At 70.2% G+C, this 20374-nt stretch carries 21 protein-coding genes and 1 riboswitch; of the genes, 9 read left to right on the forward strand and 12 right to left on the reverse strand.

Features of this window, described 5'->3' with window-relative positions; genetic code table 11:
- Positions 1-6: 6 nt before the first annotated feature.
- The 5 genes from C1M51_RS14130 to C1M51_RS14150 form a co-directional block, all read right to left on the reverse strand.
- A complete protein-coding gene (locus C1M51_RS14130; protein ID WP_129450701.1) occupies positions 7-435 on the reverse strand; it encodes a type IV pilin protein in 429 nt (142 codons plus the stop codon).
- A gap of 3 nt (positions 436-438) precedes the next feature.
- Positions 439-969 (reverse strand): GspH/FimT family protein, encoded by a 531-nt coding sequence (locus C1M51_RS14135; protein WP_129450703.1) that lies wholly within the window; start codon positions 967-969, stop codon positions 439-441.
- Positions 970-1104: 135 nt separating this feature from the next.
- Positions 1105-1548: a transcriptional regulator NrdR gene (gene nrdR / locus C1M51_RS14140; protein WP_011830521.1), complete on the reverse strand. Its 444-nt coding sequence runs from the start codon at positions 1546-1548 to the stop codon at positions 1105-1107.
- Positions 1549-1597: 49 nt separating this feature from the next.
- Complete coding sequence (gene glyA / locus C1M51_RS14145) at positions 1598-2848, reverse strand: serine hydroxymethyltransferase (RefSeq protein WP_129452213.1); 1251 nt, start codon at positions 2846-2848, stop codon at positions 1598-1600.
- Between the two features lie 62 nt (positions 2849-2910).
- Positions 2911-3029: riboswitch (ZMP/ZTP riboswitch) on the reverse strand.
- Between the two features lie 60 nt (positions 3030-3089).
- Positions 3090-4007, reverse strand: a complete 918-nt coding sequence (locus C1M51_RS14150) for a lytic transglycosylase domain-containing protein (RefSeq protein ID WP_129450705.1) — start codon at positions 4005-4007, stop codon at positions 3090-3092.
- A 202-nt stretch (positions 4008-4209) separates the two neighbouring features.
- Between C1M51_RS14150 and C1M51_RS14155 the strand changes: the two genes are divergently transcribed.
- Positions 4210-5787 (forward strand): UbiD family decarboxylase, encoded by a 1578-nt coding sequence (locus tag C1M51_RS14155; protein ID WP_129450707.1) that lies wholly within the window; start codon positions 4210-4212, stop codon positions 5785-5787.
- 241 nt (positions 5788-6028) lie between these two features.
- Here C1M51_RS14155 and C1M51_RS14160 read toward each other — a convergent pair whose 3' ends face one another.
- On the reverse strand, positions 6029-6829 hold the full coding sequence (locus tag C1M51_RS14160) for a YdcF family protein (RefSeq protein ID WP_165349695.1): 801 nt from the start codon (positions 6827-6829) through the stop codon (positions 6029-6031).
- A 172-nt stretch (positions 6830-7001) separates the two neighbouring features.
- Here C1M51_RS14160 and msrA point away from each other — a divergent pair, with 172 nt between their 5' ends.
- The 3 genes from msrA (at position 7002) to C1M51_RS14175 (ending at position 10212) form a co-directional block, all read left to right on the forward strand.
- Positions 7002-7550 (forward strand): peptide-methionine (S)-S-oxide reductase MsrA, encoded by a 549-nt coding sequence (gene msrA, locus C1M51_RS14165; RefSeq protein ID WP_129450711.1) that lies wholly within the window; start codon positions 7002-7004, stop codon positions 7548-7550.
- A gap of 55 nt (positions 7551-7605) precedes the next feature.
- Positions 7606-8010 carry a hypothetical protein gene (locus C1M51_RS14170; protein ID WP_129450713.1) on the forward strand — a complete coding sequence of 135 codons (405 nt, stop codon included), beginning with the start codon at positions 7606-7608 and terminating at the stop codon, positions 8008-8010.
- 144 nt (positions 8011-8154) lie between these two features.
- On the forward strand, positions 8155-10212 hold the full coding sequence (locus C1M51_RS14175; RefSeq protein ID WP_129450722.1) for a TonB-dependent receptor: 2058 nt from the start codon (positions 8155-8157) through the stop codon (positions 10210-10212).
- A gap of 13 nt (positions 10213-10225) precedes the next feature.
- Here C1M51_RS14175 and pdxH read toward each other — a convergent pair whose 3' ends face one another.
- Positions 10226-10867: a pyridoxamine 5'-phosphate oxidase gene (pdxH, locus tag C1M51_RS14180; protein ID WP_129450724.1), complete on the reverse strand. Its 642-nt coding sequence runs from the start codon at positions 10865-10867 to the stop codon at positions 10226-10228.
- Positions 10868-10994: 127 nt separating this feature from the next.
- Here pdxH and C1M51_RS14185 point away from each other — a divergent pair, with 127 nt between their 5' ends.
- The 3 genes from C1M51_RS14185 (at position 10995) to C1M51_RS14195 (ending at position 14590) form a co-directional block, all read left to right on the forward strand.
- Positions 10995-11456: a (2Fe-2S)-binding protein gene (locus tag C1M51_RS14185; protein WP_011830512.1), complete on the forward strand. Its 462-nt coding sequence runs from the start codon at positions 10995-10997 to the stop codon at positions 11454-11456.
- Between the two features lie 10 nt (positions 11457-11466).
- Entirely contained in the window at positions 11467-13722 is a 2256-nt protein-coding gene (locus C1M51_RS14190; protein ID WP_129450726.1) for a xanthine dehydrogenase family protein molybdopterin-binding subunit, read from the forward strand.
- Between the two features lie 235 nt (positions 13723-13957).
- A complete protein-coding gene (locus C1M51_RS14195) occupies positions 13958-14590 on the forward strand; it encodes an NTP transferase domain-containing protein (protein WP_129452214.1) in 633 nt (210 codons plus the stop codon).
- A gap of 32 nt (positions 14591-14622) precedes the next feature.
- Here C1M51_RS14195 and C1M51_RS14200 read toward each other — a convergent pair whose 3' ends face one another.
- From C1M51_RS14200 to C1M51_RS14215, 4 genes are all read right to left on the reverse strand, one after another.
- Positions 14623-15804 (reverse strand): AI-2E family transporter, encoded by a 1182-nt coding sequence (locus tag C1M51_RS14200; RefSeq protein ID WP_129450728.1) that lies wholly within the window; start codon positions 15802-15804, stop codon positions 14623-14625.
- Positions 15805-15906: 102 nt separating this feature from the next.
- A complete protein-coding gene (locus C1M51_RS14205) occupies positions 15907-16563 on the reverse strand; it encodes a gamma-glutamylcyclotransferase (protein ID WP_129450730.1) in 657 nt (218 codons plus the stop codon).
- Between the two features lie 88 nt (positions 16564-16651).
- Positions 16652-17047 (reverse strand): lactoylglutathione lyase, encoded by a 396-nt coding sequence (gloA, locus tag C1M51_RS14210; protein WP_011830507.1) that lies wholly within the window; start codon positions 17045-17047, stop codon positions 16652-16654.
- Positions 17044-17601 (reverse strand): PaaI family thioesterase, encoded by a 558-nt coding sequence (locus C1M51_RS14215; RefSeq protein WP_165349696.1) that lies wholly within the window; start codon positions 17599-17601, stop codon positions 17044-17046. The genes gloA and C1M51_RS14215 overlap by 4 nt, the downstream gene beginning before the upstream one ends.
- 50 nt (positions 17602-17651) lie before the next feature.
- On the opposite strand from C1M51_RS14215, the gene C1M51_RS14220 reads away from it, so the two are divergent.
- Together C1M51_RS14220 and C1M51_RS14225 are read left to right on the forward strand one after the other, a co-directional pair.
- A complete protein-coding gene (locus C1M51_RS14220; protein ID WP_129450733.1) occupies positions 17652-18128 on the forward strand; it encodes a MarR family winged helix-turn-helix transcriptional regulator in 477 nt (158 codons plus the stop codon).
- Positions 18121-19386 carry an MFS transporter gene (locus C1M51_RS14225; protein ID WP_129450735.1) on the forward strand — a complete coding sequence of 422 codons (1266 nt, stop codon included), beginning with the start codon at positions 18121-18123 and terminating at the stop codon, positions 19384-19386. Before C1M51_RS14220 ends, C1M51_RS14225 begins: the two co-directional genes overlap by 8 nt.
- Here the strand turns inward: C1M51_RS14225 and C1M51_RS14230 are convergent.
- Complete coding sequence (locus tag C1M51_RS14230; RefSeq protein ID WP_129450737.1) at positions 19377-20162, reverse strand: SDR family NAD(P)-dependent oxidoreductase; 786 nt, start codon at positions 20160-20162, stop codon at positions 19377-19379. The genes C1M51_RS14225 and C1M51_RS14230 overlap by 10 nt on opposite strands.
- Positions 20163-20374 lie beyond the last annotated feature (212 nt).

A 20374-nucleotide genomic window follows, 5' to 3' on the forward strand; every position in this document is an offset into this window, starting at 1 on the left:
GCGGGCTCACCGGTTCCAGCAGACGCTTGCGAGCGCGGAGCCGGTCGATGCGTGGCGGGTGGTGCCGCCGCCCAGCGTGAGACTCAGGCTGGTGCAGGCCGTGTCGACCGCTTGCGCACCGACGGCACGGGCCGTGGCCGTGTAGCCGTCGACCGCGCCGTGGTCGATCGTGATCAGGTAGCGGCCGGATGCAGGCGACGACAGGCCGAGCGTCGCGAGGGTGTCGGCGTACGCGGTGTGATTCGCGCGCCAGCGCTCCTGCGCCTGCTGCACCTGGGCCAGCGCGGCGATGGCCTCGATGCGGCGGGTCTTGAGCAACTGCGCCATGAAGCTGGGATAGGCGATCACCGCGAGGATGCCGACGACCAGCAGCACGATCACCAGTTCGACAAGGCTCAGGCCGCGTGCGGCGTTCAGGCCCGGGCGGGGCGCCATGGCTCAGCAGGCGCGGTAACCGCCGAACTCGGCACGGGGGGAACACGAGCGCACTCGGCCCATGATGTTCACCACGTGATGCACCGCGCGGCCGTCCAGACCCGTGACGCGGATCGTCGCGGCCGGCGTGCTGGTGCCGTGCCGCGGGTCGTAGACGATGGAGCCCACGTTGGCCTGCACGCTGACGCGGCTGCCGGCCGGCAAGGGCACCGCCTTGATCTGCTGCGCGTCGCCGCTGCAGGACGGACTCCCGTCGGGCTGGCAACGGCAGGCCGCCACGGCACCCGTGTGCAGCAGGTAGCAGCTGCCACCGCTGGGCAAAGCGGAGAAGCTGGCGCGCAGCGTCTGATTGCGGGCGACCGCTTCGGAGCGCAGGAACTGCAAGTCGGTGGCGAGCTCGGTGGCCACGCCTTCCGTGTGCCTTCGCTGCAGCAGGTCCTGGAAGCCAGGGATCGCGAGGGTCGCAGCGATCGCCAGGATGGCGAGCGTGGCGCCCGTCTCGATGAAGGTGAATCCCCGTTGCGGCGTTCGCATGGCCTCTCCTGGACATCGTGGTGACGATGCAGGCGAATCTAGGCTCGCGGCCTGGGTGGCGCGTCGCCCGGTCGGGGGAAGCGGGGAGGGAAGCGCTGCCGCCGCTGCCTCAGAGGCTGTGACAGGCGCGGGGCTTCAAATGTCCTTGATGAGGCGGCTGAACTCGTCGACGCCCTCGAAGCTCCGGTACACCGACGCGAAGCGCACGTAGGCCACCTTGTCGAGCTTCTTCAATTCACGCATCACCATCTCGCCGATCTTCGCGGACGGCACCTCGTTGGCGGCGGTGGCGAGCATCTTCTCCTCGATGCGCCCGAGGGCGGCCTCGACCTGGTCGATGCTCACCGGCCGCTTGCGCAGCGCCAGCATCATCGACGCGCGGATCTTGCTGCGGTCGAACTCGCTGCGGCTGCCGTCCTTCTTCACGATCGCCGGCATCGCCAGCTCGGCGCGCTCGTAGGTCGTGAAGCGCTTGTCGCAGGACGGGCAGCGACGCCGGCGACGGATCACGTCGCCTTCGTCGGACTCCCGGGTCTCGGCGACCTGGGTGTCCTCGTGGCCGCAGAAGGGGCAGCGCACTCAGCTCAGGCCGGACGGCAAGGGGGGAGCCCGCGCGGCGCCGGCAGGCTCAACGGTAGACCGGGAACTCGCGTGTCAGCAGAGCCACCTTGGCACGCACGTCGGCCAGGTTGCTCTCGTCGTGCGGCCGGTCGAGCACGTCGGCGATCAGGTGCGCGGTCCGGACCGCCTGTTCCACTCCGAAACCGCGCGTCGTCATCGCCGGACTGCCCAGGCGGATGCCGCTGGTGACCATCGGCTTCTGTGGGTCGTTCGGGATGCCGTTCTTGTTGCAGGTCATGTGGGCCTGGCCGAGGATGGCCTCCGCCTCCTTGCCGGTCAGGCCCTTCGGGCGCAGGTCGACCAGCATCACGTGGCTCTCGGTGCGGCCCGACACGATGCGCAGGCCGCGCTCGGTCAGCGTGCGCGCCAGCGCGTCGGCGTTCTTCACCACCTGCTGCTGGTAGGCCTTGAACTCGGGCTGCAGCGCCTCCTTGAACGCCACCGCCTTGGCCGCGATCACGTGCATCAGCGGCCCGCCCTGCAGGCCGGGGAAGATCGCGCTGTTGATCTTCTTCGCGATGTCTTCGTTGTTCGCCAGGATGATCCCGCCGCGCGGTCCGCGCAGGCTCTTGTGCGTGGTGGAGGTCACCACGTCGGCGAACGGCACCGGGTTCGGGTAGACGCCTGCGGCGATCAGGCCGGCGTAGTGCGCCATGTCGACCATGAAGTAGGCCCCCACCGCCTTGGCCACCTTGGCGAAGCGCTCGAAGTCGATGCGCAGCGCATAGGCCGACGCCCCGGCGATGATGAGCTTGGGCTTGTGCTCGTGGGCCAGCCGCTCCATCGCGTCGTAGTCGATCTCTTCCTTGGCGTCGAGGCCGTAGCTGACCACCTTGAACCACTTGCCGCTCATGTTGAGCGCCATGCCGTGCGTCAGGTGGCCACCCTCGGCGAGGCTCATGCCCATGATGGTGTCGCCCGGCTGCAGCAGCGCGAAGAACGCACCCTGGTTGGCCTGCGAGCCGGAGTTGGGCTGCACGTTCGCGAAGGTCGCACCGTACAGCTGCTTGAGTCGGTCGATCGCCAGTTGCTCTACCACGTCGACGTTCTCGCAGCCGCCGTAGTAGCGCTTGCCGGGGTAGCCCTCGGCGTACTTGTTGGTCAGCTGGGTGCCCTGCGCGGCCATCACGGCCGGGCTGGCGTAGTTCTCGGACGCGATGAGCTCGATGTGTTCTTCCTGGCGGCGGTTCTCTGCCTGGATGGCGGCCCAAAGCTCGGCGTCGACGTTCGCGACGGTGGATTGCTGGCGGTCGAACATGGTGGCGGTTCTCATCGATCAGGAAGACCCCAGTACAGCGCATCCGGGAGGCGGATGCAGCCGGGGGCTGCCCAGGCGCGCGGCGGAACGGGTCTGCAGCAGGCAGAACTTCCGGCAGCGCTTCCTGGTGGAGATCCACCTCGGGCCCCCGGGGGCCGTATCGCCGGTTGCGCTGCCGCGGCAGTTTACCGGAGCCCTGCCGGCAGCTCCGGCAACGACGTGCCGGAACGCAGGCAAGCAATCAGCGCAGCGCGACCTGCTGGGCGGGTGCCGCGGGAAACGGCTCCCCGCCGCCCGCCGGCGCCGCGGATGCGGCGGCCTCTGCGGGTGCCGCGACCGGCAGAGCCGTCGGCGCCACGATGATCGGCGCCGTGACCGCGACGTTGCGGCCTGCCGCCACGGAGCGGAGGTGACTCTGCTCGGCCAGCACCTTGCCGGCGTAGCCGCCGTCGTCGGCGAGGTTGGCGGCGCCGACGTAGTACTTCAGGCCGCCCTCCAGGCTGCCGGCGCGCGCGATGCATTCCTTCAGCACCTGCACGCCGACGCGCAGGTTGGTCACCGGGTCGAAGGCCGCGTGGTTGCCGCCGAAGGCCTCGTACTTGTCGTCGTGAACGCGGGTCATCACCTGCATCAGGCCCTGCGCGCCGACCGGGCTCTGGGCGAACGGATTGAAGCTCGACTCGATGGCCATGATCGCCAGGATGAGCGTCGGGTCGAGCTTGGCCCGTTGCCCGACCTGCCAGGCTTCCTGCACCAGGCGGCTCACCGGTTCCGGCGCGACGCGGTAGCGGCGCGCCAGCCAGGATGCCACTGCGGCCTGTTGGCGGTCGAGGTTGCTCGGGTCGGCCGCGGTCGCCCGCGCCACCGCGTCGCGCTCGACCAGGGCGGCCGCCAGGCCGGCCAGCGAGGTGTCGGCTTCCACACGGGCCACCTGCCGGTTCTGCAGCCAGCCCAGCGCGTGCTCTTCCAGCGTGTGCCGCAGGTCGGCACGGCCGGCGAAGAACAGCGACAGGGCCACCACCACCAGGCCCACCAGCGCGAGCGAGTTGTGGCAGACCTCGAGCAGGCCGTGGCCTGCATCCTTGAAGAACACCGCCACCGGGCGGCCCAGCGCCGCGGCCAGATGGCGCAGCGACTGGTGGGACGGGAGTGCTGTCATGCCTCTCCTTTCAAAGAGCGCTGGGCTTCGCAACGAGCACGAACCCCACGGCGATAATTCGCCCGTCACCGCATTGGCGCCACCCTGTATTCAGGGTCCGCGCCAACGGGGCGGGTTATCCCTCACGGGAACGGGCCGGAGTGTAGGAAGGCTTCAAATAACCAGTCAAGACTATCAAACCGATCCTTAATAGCCATTAAGTATGAAATACCGGGATCTGCGCGAGTTCTTGAACGGCCTGGAGCAGCAAGGGGAAGTCCGCCGCATCGCGGAGCCAGTCTCCACGCGGCTTGAGATGACAGCGGTCAGTGACTTGCTTTTGCGCCGTGCCGGCCCGGCCCTGCTGTTCGAACATCCGGTATCGGATCGAGTCAGTTACAAAATTCCGGTCTTGACAAACCTGTTCGGCACCTCGCGCCGGGTGGCGCTCGGCATGGGGGCGGCAGACGCCTCCGAGCTGCGCGACGTCGGTCGCCTGCTCGCGAGCCTGAAGGAGCCGGAGCCTCCCAGGGGCCTGAAGGATGCCGGTCGACTGGTCCAGCTCGGCAAGGCCCTGTGGGACATGAAGCCCGCGCGCGTGCGCAGCGCGCCCTGTCAGGAGGTGGTGCTGGAAGGCGCGGACGTCGACCTCGCCACGCTGCCGGTGCAGACCTGCTGGCCGGACGACGCGGGGCCGCTGATCACCTGGGGCCTCGTGATCACGCGCGGACCGCAGTCGGTGCCGGCGCCGCGCAGCCGTCAGAACCTGGGCATCTATCGCCAGCAGGTCATCGGGCCGCGGCAGACCATCATGCGCTGGCTCGCCCACCGCGGCGGGGCGCTCGACTTCCGTGACTTCGCGCTGGCCCACCCCGGACAGCCTTTCCCGATCGCCGTGGCACTGGGCGCCGACCCGGCCACGATCCTGGGCGCGGTGACGCCGGTGCCCGACAGCCTGAGCGAGTACCAGTTCGCCGGCCTGCTGCGCGGCAGCCGGACCGAGGTGGTCGATTCGGGCGTGGGCGAGGGCGATGTGAAGCTGCAGGTCCCGGCCGGCGCCGAGCTCGTGCTGGAGGGGCACATCCCGGTCGCGGCGCCGGGGTACCGGGGCGCCAGCGCGCTCGGCGTGCCGCTGGAGGAACGCGGCGGCTACCTGCACGCGCTCGAAGGCCCGTTCGGTGACCACACCGGCTATTACAACGAGCAGGACTGGTTCCCGGTGTTCCAGATCGACCGGATCACCCACCGCCGCGATCCGATCTACCACTCCACCTACACCGGCAAGCCGCCCGACGAGCCGGCCGTGCTGGGCGTGGCGCTGAACGAGGTGTTCGTGCCCCTCCTGCAGAAGCAGTTTCCGGAGATCACCGACTTCTACCTGCCGCCCGAAGGCTGCAGCTACCGGATGGCGATCATCAGCATCAGGAAGAGCTACCCCGGCCACGCCAAGCGGGTGATGTTCGGTGTGTGGAGCTTCCTGCGGCAGTTCATGTACACCAAGTTCATCGTCGTCACCGACGACGACGTCGACATCCGCAGCTGGCAAGACGTGATCTGGGCGATCACCACGCGCATGGACCCGGTGCGCGACACCACGCTGGTCGACCAGACGCCGATCGACTACCTCGATTTCGCCTCGCCGGTCTCCGGCCTGGGCGGCAAGATGGGACTGGACGCCACCAGCAAGTGGCCCGGCGAGACGGCCCGCGAATGGGGCCGGCCGATCCGGATGGACGCAGCGGTCGAGCAGCGGGTGGCGGCCATCGTCGAGGCGTTGATGCCGGCGGCCGGCTCGCGCTGAGGAAGCCCACGGTCCATCGGGCAGCAATCAGGTGCGCCCGGGTCATAGAGCCTCGCGGTTTGCATCCCGCCCATCGGGCGCCTAGTCTTCAGGGGCCTGCAACGCAGGTAAATCTCAGGACGCAGTCTCTGCGTACCAGGAGCCCCGGACCCTATTCCTCCGGATCTCCAAAGGTGGTGCTGCCACCTAACCCCTCTCGCCGCGATGGTGGAGAGGGGTTTCTGCTTCTTGGCGTGGTGATCTAGTAGCCGACGCTGCGCGCCAGCAACTCGCGCAGTACCGCGCGCACTTCCCCGAAGCCGGCGCTGCTCGGCAGCCATTCGAGCACGCCGCGGTCGGCCGGCACGAAGTAGCCCATGGGCGCGGCAGTGATCTGTACCGAGTCGCCGCCGGCCTGCCGGAAGGCGCGCAGTGCGCGCGGCATGTGCCAGGCGTGCGTCACCAGCACGATGTGGCGGATGCCCGCTGCGTGCAGCTGCTTGACGCTCAGGATGGCGTTCTCGCGGGTGTCGCGCGAAGCGGTTTCCGCCCACTTGATCGGTCTCAGGAAGTCGCGCTCGGCGATGCGTTGCGCGATCTCGGCTTCCGACAGGCCGCCGTCGTCGTGCTGGCCCCAGCCGAGGCCGCCGCTGAACGCCAGCGGCAGGCCGGTCTCGCGCGACAGCCTCACCGCATAGCGCAGGCGCTCCAGCGAGGTGGGTTGCAGGTCGGCCGTGCCGGACTCCGGTGCGCGCGGGATGCGGCCGCCGCCGAGCACCAGGATCGCGGTCGTCGGCGCGGGCTCGGCCTTGGGCGGCTTCAGGCCGCTGACATCAGCGTCGCTCAGAGGCGGCGGAGCCGGCAGCAGGGTCGACTGCAGCCAATGGGCGCTGCCCTGGCAGGCGCTCAGCCAGATGAGGGCCGCGCCCAGCAGCAACAGCAACATGCCGACGCGCGGGCGCCAGAGCATCAGGCGTCCACCGAGCAGCATCAGCAGCAGCCAGGGCACCGGTGGCAGCGCCAGCGCGGTGAGCAGAGGCTTGAAGGGTTCGAGTCCGGTCATGTAAGTTGTCGTCGGTCGGGACGACGCATTGTGGAGAGCCGGGGCCGCACCGCTCTGCGGCATGATGGCCGGGATTTGTCTTAGTGCTGCGGTTCGGGCATTTGTCACGCGTCGCCCCGCCGTTCCACCGTGCTCCGCCCCGGAGCCTGCCGACCTGCAAGGAAGTCCTGCGATGAACACCTCCGCGAATCTCGAGACCGCCACACTGGGCGGTGGCTGCTTCTGGTGCACCGAGGCCGTGTTCCAGGAGGTCGACGGCGTCGTCACCGTCGAGTCCGGCTACAGCAACGGCCACCTGAACGACCCCAGCTACGAGCAGGTCTGCAGCGGCGAGACCGGCCACGCCGAGGTGATCCGCGTGCAGTTCGATCCGCAGCGCATCGGCTTCCGCGAGCTGCTCGAGATCTTCTTCGTCGTGCACGACCCGACCACGCCCAACCGCCAGGGCAACGACGTCGGCACGCAGTACCGCTCGGGCATCTACACGCACAGCGACGAGCAGGCGCGCATCGCGCACGAGGTCATTGCCGAGCTGCAGGCCAGCGGCGGCGTGCGCGGCAAGGTGGTGACGGAGGTGAAGCCGGAGCTCAACTACTGGCCGGCCGAGGCCTATCACCAGAACTACTTCGTCCAGCATCCGGGGCAGGGCTACTGCGCCTTCGTGGTGGCGCCCAAGGTGGAGAAGTTCCGCAAGACCTTCGCGTCGCGCCGCAAGGTTTGATCCGGGGTGCCTGCCGCATACTGACGGGTCTTCGCTGCTCCGGCTCCTTGCCTCCGTGAAAGTCCGCGCTCGCCGTTCACCTGCCGCCCCGCGCCTCTGGCTCGGCGTGCTGCTGTGCGCGTCGCTGCTGTGGGCCCAGGCGCTGGGGCTGGCGCACCGCAGCGTGCACGGGGCGGTGCCCGGCTCGGGCGCCGCACTCGCCGTCGCGTCGGTGCAAGTCAGAGCGCACGGCGGGGAGTTCGCGGCGCATGGCATCGAGGCGCTGTTCGGCCACGAGCGCGGCACGCCGGCCTGTCATCTCTACGACCAGCTCTCGCTGGGCGATGCCGCCTCTGCCAGCGGCGTCGATGCCGTACCGGCGCTGCCGCCGTGCCGTCTCGCGGCACCGGTGCCGACGCTGCCCTCGGGCACCGTCCGGCTCGCCTACCGCGCCCGCGCGCCGCCGCCGACGATCGCCTGATCGATTGTTCGCAGGGATTCCGTCCGCGGCCGTGGCCGCTGAGAACGGTCCTGCGTCATCGGCGCTTCGGTTCGGGCTGCGGTCCGCGCCGGCGCTGTTCATTCCCGTCTTCCTGAATGGAGCCCGCGTCTCGCGGGCCTACGCATGCGCTCGTCACCCACCTCCCTCTCCCAGGCGCTCCGCGCCGCCTTTCTTCCGTTGCTCGGTACGCCACTGCTGGCGCTGGCGCAGACCGCGCCGCCGGCGGACACGACGCTGCCGCCGGTCGTCGTCACCGGCAACCCGCTCGACAGCGACGGCATCGCCACCCCCAACAGCGTGCTCGCTGGCCCGGGCCTCGTGCTCCGGCGCGGCAGCAGCCTGGGTGAAACGCTGTCGGGCCTGCCCGGCGTGTCGTCCAGCTACTTCGGCCCCAACGCCAACCGGCCGGTGATCCGCGGCCAGGACGGCGACCGCATCCGCGTGCTCAGCAATGCCGGCGCCACGCTCGATGCCTCGGCGCTGAGCTTCGACCACGCGGTGCCGATCGATCCGCTGGTGGTCGAACGGCTCGAGGTGCTGCGCGGCCCGGCCGCACTGTTGTACGGCGGGAGTGCGGTCGGTGGCGTGGTCAATGCGATCGACAACCGCATCCCCAAGGCCGCGATCGACGGCGTGGGCGGTGCGCTCGAGCTGCGCGGCGGCGGCGCGGCCCGCGAGCGCTCGGCCGGCGCGCTGGTCGAGGCCGGCGGCAACGGCCTGGCGATCCACGCCGACGTGTTCGCACGCAAGACCGATGACCTGCGCGTGCCCGATTTCGACCGCCCCGTCGACGGCGGCGGTACCGAGCGGCGTGACCGCATCGTCAACTCGGCCAGCGATGCCAAGGGCGGTGCCCTCGGGGCGTCGATGCAGTGGGACCACGGTTACCTGGGCGCGTCGGTCGACACCTACCGCAACGACTACGGCATCGTGGCCGAGGACGACGTGCTGATCCGCATGCGGCGCGACAAGCTCGCGCTGGCCGGCGAGTGGCGCGACCTCGGCGGCCCGATCCGCAGCGTGCGCGCGCGCCTGCAGGCCACCGACTACCAGCACCAGGAGGTCGAAGGCACCGGCGAGGTTGGCACTACCTTCAAGAACAAGGGCAGCGACGGTCGGCTGGAGTTCGAGCACGCGCCGCTCGGCGACCTGAAGGGCGTGTTCGGCCTTCAGGCGGAGCACGCGAAGTTCGAGGCGCTGGGCGAAGAGGCCTTCGTACCCAGCACGACCAGCGATCAGCTCGCGCTGTTCGCGCACGAGGAACTGAAGTTGCAGGGGGCGTCGCGCCTCAGCTTCGGCGCGCGGGTCGAGCGCCATCGCATCGAGTCCGAAGGCGATGCGGGCGCCGCCGACCCGAAGTTCGGCGACCCGCAGAGCCGCCGCTACACGGCCGGCAGCGCGGCCGTCGGCGGCGTGTGGGACCTGGCCCCGGCGTTCGGCAGCGGCTGGCAGCTCAACGGCAACCTCGCCTACACCGAGCGCGCGCCGACCAACTACGAGCTGTTCGCCAACGGCGTGCACATCGCCACCGCCGCCTTCGAGCGCGGCGATGCGGAACTGGGCAAGGAGAAGGGCAGCAACCTCGACGTGGCGCTGGAATGGAAATCCGGGCACGACCGGCTGCGGGCCGGCGCCTTCGTCAGCAACTTCTCGAACTACATCGCGCTGCTGCGCACGGGGGAGCCGGACTTCGTCAATGACGAGGGCGAGGCCTTCCCGGTCTACGCCTTCCAGGGCGTCAAGGCGCGGCTCAGCGGCTTCGAGCTGGAAGGCGCCTGGCGCGTGCTGGAAGGCGCCCGGACGGTCGACCTAGAGGCGCAGCTCGATGCGGTGCGGGCCACCAACCGCAGCACCGGCGAGCCCCTGCCGCGCATCGCGCCGCTGCGCGTCAAGCTCGGCGCGGCCTATGGGCTCGAGGGCTGGACGCTGCGCGGCGAGGTGGTGCGCGCGCAGAAGCAGGACCGCGTGCCGGATGACGACGAGCCCACCGCCGGCTACACGCTGATCAACCTGGCCCTCAGCAAGCGGCTGGCCTGGGACGGCAACGACGCGCTGTTCTTCGTCAAGCTCGACAACCTGTCCGACCGGCTGGCCTACAACGCCGGCTCGGTGGCGACAGTGCGCGATCTGGCGCCGTTGCCGGGGCGCAGCCTCAGCGCCGGCCTGCGCGTCGCGTTCTGATGTGTGCCTGGCGCTACGGCGCCAGGCGCTCGCGCAGCCAGCCCCCCTCGGGCTGCTGCGTGTAGCGCAGCCGGTCGTGCAGCCGGCTCTTGCGGCCCTGCCAGAACTCCCAGCGGTCCGGCCGCAGCCGGAAGCCGCCCCAGTGCGGTGGGCGCGGCGGGTTCAGCAGAAATTGCGCGCCGACCTTCGCCGCGTTGGCCACCAGCACCGCCCGCGACGCGATCACCTGGCTCTGCGGCGAAGCCCAGGCGCCGAGGCGCGAGTCGAGGGGCCGGGAGCGGTAGTAGGCGTCCGACTCGGCGTCGCTGACCTTCTCGACCCGGCCTTCGATGCGCACCACGCGCTCGAGATCGACCCAGTGGAACTGCAGCGCAGCGAACGGGTGTGCGGCCAGTTCGCGGCCCTTGCGGCTCTCGTAGTTGGTGTACCAGACGATGCCGCGCGCATCGCAGCCCTTGATCAGCACGACGCGCGTCGACGGGCGGCCGTCGGCGCCGACCGTGGCGAGCGTCATCGCGTTGGGCTCGGGCAACTCGGCCTTCAGCGCCTGATCGAGCCACTGCTCGAACTGCTGCAGCGGGTCGGCGGCCGAATGGGCTTCGTCGAGTTCACCCTGTTCGTAGCTTTTGCGGAGGTCGGCAATGTCGGGTCGCATGCACAAAAGTGTAGGCGGCTGGTGGAAGGCCAACTTGGCCTTGGCTTTCGGTCAGGATTCCGCGCACCGCCGCGATGCGTCCGGCATCACGGAGCACAGTCCGTGACTTCCAGAATCGGGAGAAACCATGAGCACGCGCTTCACACTGAACGGCAAGGCGACCAGCGTCGATGTCGACCCGGCCACCCCCTTGCTGTGGACCTTGCGCGACGACCTGGCGATGACGGGCACCAAGTTCGGCTGCGGCATCGCCGCCTGCGGCGCCTGCACCGTTCACGTGGACGGGCAGCCCACGCGCTCGTGCATCACGCCGGTGTCGATGGTCGCGGGCAAGAAGGTCACGACGATCGAGGCCGTCGGCAACGACAAGGTTGGCAAGGCGGTGCAAGCGGCCTGGATCGAGCACGACGTCGCCCAGTGCGGTTACTGCCAGAGCGGCCAGATCATGAGCGCGACCGGTCTGCTGAAGAGCAACAAGGCGCCGAGCGACGCCGACATCGACGCCGCGATGGCCGGCAACATCTGCCGCTGCGGCACCTACCAACGCATCCGCGCCGCCATTCATGACGCCGCGAAGCGCATCGCCTGAGGACGCCCCGATGGACTTCGCACTTGTCGCCAAACGCCTCGCTGGCCAGTCGCCGGCCCCCGACACCCTCACCGACAGCCGCGCCGGCGATTTCGACCGCCGTGGCTTCCTCAAGCTCAGCGCGCTCGGGGGCGGCGGGCTGGCCGTCACCTGGTCGGCACCGGCCGCGCTGGCGGCCGAGGAGGGCGCACCCGCTGTGCCGAAGAAGCCGGTCGACCCCAGCCCCTTCATCAAGATCCATCCCGACAACACGGTGGAGATCCGCGTCAACCGGCTCGACTTCGGCCAGGGCGCGCTGACCGCGCTGCCGATGCTGGTAGCCGAGGAGCTCGACGTCGACTGGAAGCAGGTGCGCGCCAGCCTCGCGCCGGCGGGCGAGGCCTACAAGGATCCGCTGTTCGGCATCCAGATGACCGGCGGCTCCAGCGCGGTACCGAACTCCTGGCTGCAGTACCGTCAGGTCGGCGCGGTCACCCGCATGATGCTGGTCGCAGCGGCCGCCGCGCAGTGGAAGGTGCCCGCCGAGGCCTGCAGCACCGAGGCCGGCGTGGTGCGCCATGGCCGCAAGCGGGCGACTTACGCCTCGCTGGCTGCCGCAGCGGCGAAGCAGCCGGTGCCGTCGAGCGTGGCGCTGAAGGCGCCGGCCGACTACCGCATCATCGGCCATGGCAAGGGCCGCATCGACGCGGTCGCCTCCGTGTCGGGCAAGAAGCGCTACGGCATCGACCACCGTCTGCCGGGCATGAAGGTCGCGCTGCTGCAGCGGGCGCCGACCTTCGGGGGCCAGGTCGAGAGCTTCGACGCGAGCAAGGCGAAGGCGATCAAGGGCGTGATCGATGTGTTCCAGGTGCCGACCGACCGCGGCGGCAGTGGGCTGGCCGTCATCGCCGACGGCTACTGGCCTGCCAAGCAGGGCCGCGAGGCGTTGCAGGTGAAATGGAAGGCCGGTGTCGGCGGCACGGTCAGCAGCGACAAGCTGCTGGCCCAGTACCGCGACGAGGCCAAGGCGCCGAAGCACACGGCTCTCGCCGGTGACGGCGCGGCGATCGAGGCCGCCGCGAAGGCGGCGCCGAAGAAGATCAGCGCCGAATACGAGTTTCCCTACCTCGCACACGCGCCGATGGAGCCGCTGAACGCGACCTTCGAATTGAAGGCCGATCGCGCCACCGTGTGGGCCGGCACGCAGTTCCAGACCGTCGACCAGATGGCGATCGCGCAGACGCTGGGCCTGAAGCCCGAGCAGGTGACGCTGAACACGCTGCCGGCCGGCGGCGGCTTCGGGCGGCGCGCGGTCCCGAGCTCGGACTACCTGCGCGAGGCCGCCGGCATCGCCAAGGCCTGGCACGCCAAGGATCCGAAATCGCCGTTGATGGTGATGTGGAGCCGCGAGGACGACATCAAGGGCGGTTACTACCGGCCGGCTCACCTGCACCGTGTCGACATCGCGCTTGACGCGCAGGGGCAGGTGCAGGGCTGGGACCACGTGATCGTCGGCCAGTCGCTGGTGAAGGGCACGCCGTTCGAGTCCTTCCTGGTCAAGGATGGCATCGACCACACGATGACCGAGGGCGTGGTCGAGAACACCTATGGGATGCCGATGCGACTGCGCGTCACGCACCCGGACGTCGCGGTGCCGGTGCTGTGGTGGCGCTCGGTCGGCCACACCCACACCGGCTTCGTGATGGAGACGCTGGCCGACGAGGTGGCGCGTGCAGCGGGCCAGGACCCGGTGGCCTGGCGGCTCGCGAAGCTCGATCCGAAGAAGCATGCACGCCACGTGGCGGCCCTGAAGCTCGCGGTCGAGCGGTCGGGCTACGGCAAGTCCCTGCCGGCTGGCCATGCCTGGGGCGTGGCGGTGCACGAGTCCTTCGGCTCGGTGGTGGCCTACGTGGTCGACGTGTCCATCGCTGAGGGCCGACCGAAGGTGCATGCGGTCACGGCCGGCGTACATGCCAACCAGGTGGTCAATCCGACGGCGGCCGAGGCGCAGATCCAGGGCGGCGCTGTATTCGGGCTGTCGATGATCCAGCCGGGCTTCGCGATCACGCTGAAGGACGGTGTCGTGGAGCAGAGCCAGTTCAGTGACTTCGCACCACCGCGCATCACCGATGCGCCGCCGGTGGCGGTGCATTTCGTGCCGAGCAACGACCCGCCCACCGGCCTGGGCGAGCCCGGCGTGCCGCCGATCGCGCCGGCGGTGGCCAACGCCGTCGCGGCTCTGACCGGCAAGCGCTTGCGCAAGCTGCCGTTCGAGGCGCTGGCCTGACCAGCAGCACGCAAGGCCGATCACCTTCTGGGTGGGCGTTCAAGCGTCCGGGTTAGCCCCCGGGTTGGCCGGCCGTGGAGCGCCGAGACGCGGCGGGTGGAGCACTCTGGCGCGCCGGCCGCGGGTGAGGCCTTAGGTAGAGCTCCCACTTCCGGATTGCACGGGGTCGCGGTTTGATCGCAGCACAGACCGCGCCAATGCTGGCGACGGCAAAACGCAAGCTGGGGGGATGTCGGTGCGACAAGGGCCGGTGGTGGTGGTGTTGGCGGCAGGGCGCGGCGTGCGCTTCCGCAGCGGGCGCAGCGCGCGTGCTCACAAGCTCGAGCAGCCGTTCGGCGACTCGACGGTGCTCGAGACGACGCTCGCGCACGTGATCCAGAGCCGCCTGCCAGTGGTCGTGGTGACGACCGAGGCGCTGCACGCTCGCGTCACCGCCACCATTGCGGCACGCGATGTGGTCGTGCTGCCGGGCAGCGGCGACGAACAGCCGTTCGGCATGGGGGACTCGATCGCCGCTGGCGTCACGGCCCGTTCGAATGCCAGCGGCTGGATGGTGCTGCCCGGTGACATGCCGCTGGTGCAGCCCGCCACCCTGCGCGCCGTGGCGGCCGCGATGCCGCACCACCCGGTGGTGTATGCCCAGCACCGCGGGCGGCGCGGCCATCCGGTGGCGTTCGCCGCCGAGCTGTACTCCGAACTGGCGCGGCTCAGCGGCGACGAGGGCGCGCGGCGGCTGGTGGCGCGCTATCCGGCTTTCGGCGTCGAGGTGCCTGACGGCGGCGTGCTGCTCGACGTGGACACCGAGCAGGATCTGGAGAGGCTGCGCAGTCTGCACGCTGCGCACGCCGGCGAAGCCGCGGTGGACTGACCACGTGGTCACCGCCGCGTGCGCGGTCGCGACTAGTCGCCCAGCAGCTCTCCCAGCGGCTTGAGGTCCTCGACGCGGTCGCACACGGCCTTGACGGCCATCAGGATCGGCACGCCGAGCAGCAGCCCCCAGATGCCCCACAGCCAGCCCCAGGCCAGCACGCCCACGAACACCACCACCGGGCTCATGCGGCTGGTGCGGCTGGTCAGCCAGGGCGTGATCAGGTAGCCGCTGATGCAGTGGAGCACCAGCGAAACGCCGCCCACCACCAGCGCCATGTCGAGCGTGCCGAACTGCAGGAAGGCGACCAGGGCCGAGCCGACGGTGACCGCGATCGAGCCGATGTAGGGCACGAGGTTCAGCACCGCGGCCACGATGCCCCAGACGGCGGCGTGCTCCAGGCCGATCCAGAGGAAGGCGAGCCAGGTCGCCACGCCGACCAGGGCGCTGATGAGCAATTGCACCAGGAGGTAGCGCTGGATCTGCTCGGTGATCTCGTCCAGTGCCTCCACCGTGACGCGTCGCTGCGCGAAGGTCGGGCCCGCGATCTTCACCATCTTGCGGCGAAAGCTGTTGCCCGAGGCGATCAGGAAGTAGGTGATGAAGCAGACGACGGTGGCCTGCCCGATCAGCCAGGCCAGGCCCAGCGTGCTGCTCCACAGGTAGTCCCGGATGCTGAATTTGCGAGGCTCGATCTGCACCCGTTGCACGCCGCGCTGGCCCGCCGCCGAGGCGGCGGCCTCCTCGGCGGCCTGCTCGAGCTGGGTGACGGCCTTCTGCATCGTCTCCATCTTGCTGGTCGGCTCGTTGCGAGCCGCCCTCACGGCCTGGCGCAGCTTCTGGGCGGCGGCCGGCAGGCTCTCGATCAGCTCGCTGGCGTCGTCGCCGAGCGAGTAGGCGGTGCTGCCCACGCCGGCCAGGATGGCCAGCAGCAGCACCGCCGCGGCCAGCGAGCGCGGAATGCGCCAACGCACCATCCGATCGACGATCGGCGACAGCGCGTAGCTGAACATCAGCCCCAGCAACAGCGGGATGAACACCGCGCTGGCCCAACGCAGCGCGACCAGGCAGGCCAGCACCGCCAGCACGGCCAGCGAGAGGCTGCGTACGCCGATCGGCATGTGCAGCGGCACCGGTCGTGCAATGGCAGGGCTCACCGTCGCAGGCGGCGCTTGGGCCGGAGAGCCGTCGTCGATCGCGGGATCGTGTTGCATCGGAAACGGGCCGGTGGGGCCGGCGGTGCCTGCGGGGCCACGATGATGCACCTTCGGCCTGCGTCCGACCCGCAGGCTTGCCTGGCGGTGGCGCGGGCCGGACTAGGCCGTGAGCCCGGCGCGCTGCGCCAGCGCCACCTGTCGCTCGATCGCGAGGTCGCGGATACCGCAGCGACGCAGGCAGGCCGCCGTCTCGACCAGGTAGTCGAGCGTGCTGCCGAAGCGGCCGCGCGCATGGCGCAGGATGCCGATCAGCGTGTCGTCATCCAGCTCGCCGATGTAGTTGGGGCTGCGCTTGCTGAGGGTGAAGGCCAGCGCCGTGACCTGACCATGGGCGGTCTGGCACTGCAGCCATTTCGGGTCGTAGACGCCGGAGAACATCTCACGGTCCCACAGGCGGCGCAGTTCCGCGTCGGCCCGCGACGGCTCGAGCCGGTAGACCATGCCGGAGCAGGAGCCGCCCGGTACCAGGGCGCACACGAGACCGGGGCGTTCCGGTGTGCCGCGGTTGATGCGCGAGCGCATGCGGAAGGCACGGTGCTGGCCGTGCACGCGGGCCAGCCGCTGTTCGGCGGCCTCGAATTCCGGGCGCCAGATCAACGATGCGTAGCCGAAGATCCAGAGGTCGCGCCGCGCCGGCCGCTCGGCCAGCGTGCGTTCGAGCATCTGTTGGGGATCGCGCAGCGGCACGACCGAAGCGACGCCGGATTCGACGGCGCAGGAGGCGGGCTCGGGGTCGTAATCCAGGGCTTGCTGCACGGCAACAAGATTGCCGCCTGAAGCCCGCTCCTGTCAAGCGCCGGTGGGCCGGCGGATCGCGGGAAAAACCACGCCGAAGCCGGCCAATTTACGCGCGTTCGATCAGTTCGATCTTGTAGCCGTCGGGATCGGTGATGAAGGCGATCACCGTGCTGCCGCCCTGTACCGGACCGGGCTCGCGGGTGATGGCGCCGCCGAGCGCCTGCGCCTTCGCGCGCACCGCGGCGCAGGTGGCCGCCACGTCGGGCACGCCGATCGCGAGGTGACCATAGGCGGTGCCGAGTTCGTAGCGGTCGACGCCGTGGTTGTACGTGAGCTCGATCTCGGCGTGCTCGGGGTTGCTGCCGTAACCGAGGAAGGCGAGGCTGTACTTCTGCGCCGGTCGCTCGGTGGTGCGCAGCAGCGTCATGCCGAGCACCTGGGTGTAGAAGTCGATCGAGCGCGGCAGGTCGCCGACGCGCAGCATGGTGTGGAGCAGTCTCATGGGGAAGGGGGCCGGTCGAGGACGAAGCAGGTGGTCGAGGCGTGAGCGTACAGCGTGCCGTCGGGGCCGACCAGGCGGCCGTCGGCAGTGCCCAGGCTGCGGCCCAGATGGATCAGCCGGCCCTCGGCGCGTACCAGCGGTACCTTCGCGGTCAGCGCCTTCACCAGGCTGATCTTCAGCTCCACCGTCGTGTAGATCTTGCCGGCCGGCAGCGCCGTGTGCACTGCGCAGGCCACGGCCGAGTCGAGCAGCGTGGCGAACCAGCCGCCATGCACCGTGCCCATGGGGTTGTAGTGGCGCGCCAGCGGCCGGCCCTGGAACACCGCCACGCCGCGCGTCATGTGGATGGGCACGAAGTCCAGGGTCTCGAAGATCGGTGCCAGCGGCAGCTCGCCAGCGAACACGGCGTCGAAGAACTGCTGGCCGCTCAGCGGTGCCACCTGTTCCGGCCGGCTCAGGCCGTAGCGCGGGTTGCGTTCGCGGACGGTGGCTTCGTCGGCCTGCCAGCGCGCCAGGGTGGCCGCGTCGTCGTCGTTGGAGGGTGTTGGATGCATGGTGTCGTGCATTTTATTGCAGATACAATAATTGTAGCTACAATAAAATCATGACGCCTCCTCCACCCTCACGTCCGGCAGTCGCAGCCCCGCAGGGCTGCACCAACCTGAAGCTGCGGCAGCTCAGTCGCGCCGTGACGCGCCACTACGACGCCTACGTGGCGCCGCTCGGGCTGAAGAACACGCAGTACTCGCTGCTGTCGCACGTGGTCCGGCTGGGACCGATCCGGCCCGGCGACCTGGCCCGCCATATGCGCCTGGATGCCTCGACGCTGACGCGCAACCTGCAGCCGTTGCTGGCGCAGGGCTGGGTGGCGCTCGGGCCGGGCGACGATGCGCGCAGCCGGCTCGTCGAGGCCACCGAGTCCGGGCAGGCCAAGCGCGCCGAGGCGCAGCGCGCCTGGAAGCAGGCGCAGCTGGCGCTGAACGCGCGGCTCGGTCCGGCGCAGGTGGTGGCGCTGCATGCGCTGATCGACGACTGCCTGGCCCGGCTCGACGATGCCGAGGAGGATGACGGCGATGCCTGAGCCCGCAAGTGCCGCTGCCGTCGCGCAGCCCCGTGCGCTGCCACACCTCGGTCTGGTGCTGTTGGCCGCGGCCGGCGCCTTCGCGCTGACGATGGGCGTGCGCCAGTCGATGGGCCTGTTCCTCGGCACGCTGAACACCCACACCGGCCTGGGCATCGGAAGTATCAGCCTGGCCTTTGCCTGCGGCCAGCTGTGGTGGGGGCTGACGCAGCCCTTCGCCGGCATGGTGGCCGACCGCATCGGAGCGGGGCGCGTGATCTTCGTCGGCGTCCTGCTGGTCACGCTGGGCACCGCGATCACGCCCTTCATGGACACGACGGCGGGCCTCATCCTCTCGATCGGTGTGTTGGCCGCCGGCGGCGCCGGCATGGCCGGGCCGGCGGTGCTGATGGCGGCGACCACGCGCCTGATCGAGCCGGCCCGCCGCGGCCTGGCGGCCGGCATCGTGAACGCGGGTGGCTCCTTCGGTCAGTTCGTGTTCGCGCCGGTGGCCCAGGGGCTCACCGCCATCGCCGGCTGGGCCGTGGCGATGCAGGGCCTGGCGCTGGCGGTGCTGCTGGCGCTGCCGGCGGCCTGGGTGCTGCGCGGCAATGCCCGTCAGCTCGCCGCGGCCGGCAGCGCGCCGGTGGAAGGCACCCGCGTGGCCGTCAGGCGCGCGCTGGCCGACCCGAGCTACCGGCTGCTGAGCGCGGGCTTCTTCATCTGCGGCTTCCACGTCGCCTTCATCGCCACCCACCTGCCGGGCGTGGTGGCCGCCTGCCAGCTGCCGCCGTCGATCGGGGCGTGGTCGCTGGCGGTGGTGGGCCTGTTCAACATCGTCGGCAGCGTCGCGATGGGCTGGGCACTGAGCCACGGTGGCGGGCGCTGGCGCATGAAATCGATGCTGGCGATGCTCTATGCGTCCCGCGCGGTCATCGTGCTGCTGTTCCTGATCGCACCGAAGACCGAGGCGGTGATGCTGGTGTTCTCGGCCGCGATCGGTCTCACCTTCCTGGCCACCGTGCCACCCACCGCGGGCCTGGTGGCGAAGTTCTTCGGGCCGGCTCACATGGCCACGCTGTTCGGCATCGTCATGCTGGCGCACCAGCTCGGCGGCTTCCTCGGGGCCTATTTCGGCGGCAAGGCCTTCGAGTGGACCGGTGCCTACGATGCCGTCTGGATCGTCGACATCCTGCTGGCGGTCGGAGCAGCGCTGGTGCACCTGCCGATTCGCGAGCCGCGTCCGGCGACCCGCGCCGCCGCCGCGGTTCAGGCCTGAACCGTGTAGTTCAGCGCAAGCCGGCCGCCATCGGCGTAGACGATCTGGCCGGTGAGGTAGCTGGCGGCGTCGCTGGCCAGGAAGGCCACCACATCGGCGATCTCGGCTGGCTCGCCCAGCCGCTTCAACGGGGTGCGCCCGAGGATGCGTTGGCGGGCCTCGTCGCTGGTCAGCACGGCCTGCGCGGCCAGCTCGGTGGCGATCGTGCCGGGCGCCACCGCGTTCACGCGCACGCCGCGGTCGGCCAGCGCCAGTGCCATCGCGCGAGTGAGCTGGTTGATGCCGCCCTTGCTGGCGTTGTAGCTGGCGATCGTGGGGATGGCCATCAGGCCGTTGACCGAGCTCATGTTGACGATGACGCCACGGCCCTGGGCCGCCATCGTGCGAGCGCAGGCCTGGCCGACGAGGAAGGCGCCCTTGAGGTTGACGCCGATCACCGCGTCCCAGTCGGCCTCGGTGACGTCGAGGAAGTCGGCCGCCCTGAAGATGCCGGCGTTGTTGACCAGCACGTCGATCCGGCCGAAGGCCGCCAGCGTGGCGGCGTGCGCGGCCTGTACCTGATCGGCGCGCGACACGTCGCAGTGCCGGTAGATCGCCTGCACGCCGGCGGCGGCCAGGTGCGCGGCCATCGTCTGGCCGCGCTCGTCGTCCACGTCCCAAAGCGCGACCGGTGCGCCCTCGCGCGCGAAGCGCTCCGCACAGGCCGCGCCGATGCCTCGAGCGGCGCCGGTGACCACGGTCACACGGCCCGACAGCGCGAAGTTCACGGTGTTCATTCCGGCTCCCGAATGCCGAGAGCCCGCGCAAAGGGCGGGCTCTCCGTGAAGGCAGTTTAGGGCCTGTTGACGCTACCGGAGGGCTCGCGCCCGTGCCGCGCAGGCCGCAGGGGTAGGCGCGAGGGAGGCGGCGTGCTGTTGCACGCAACGACTGAGCAACGCCGCCCTGCGGCCTGCGCGGCACGGGCCCGAAGGGTGATCCCAGGAAACGG

The organism is Methylibium sp. Pch-M, from assembly GCF_004136295.1.
Lineage (GTDB): Bacteria > Pseudomonadota > Gammaproteobacteria > Burkholderiales > Burkholderiaceae_C > Methylibium > Methylibium petroleiphilum.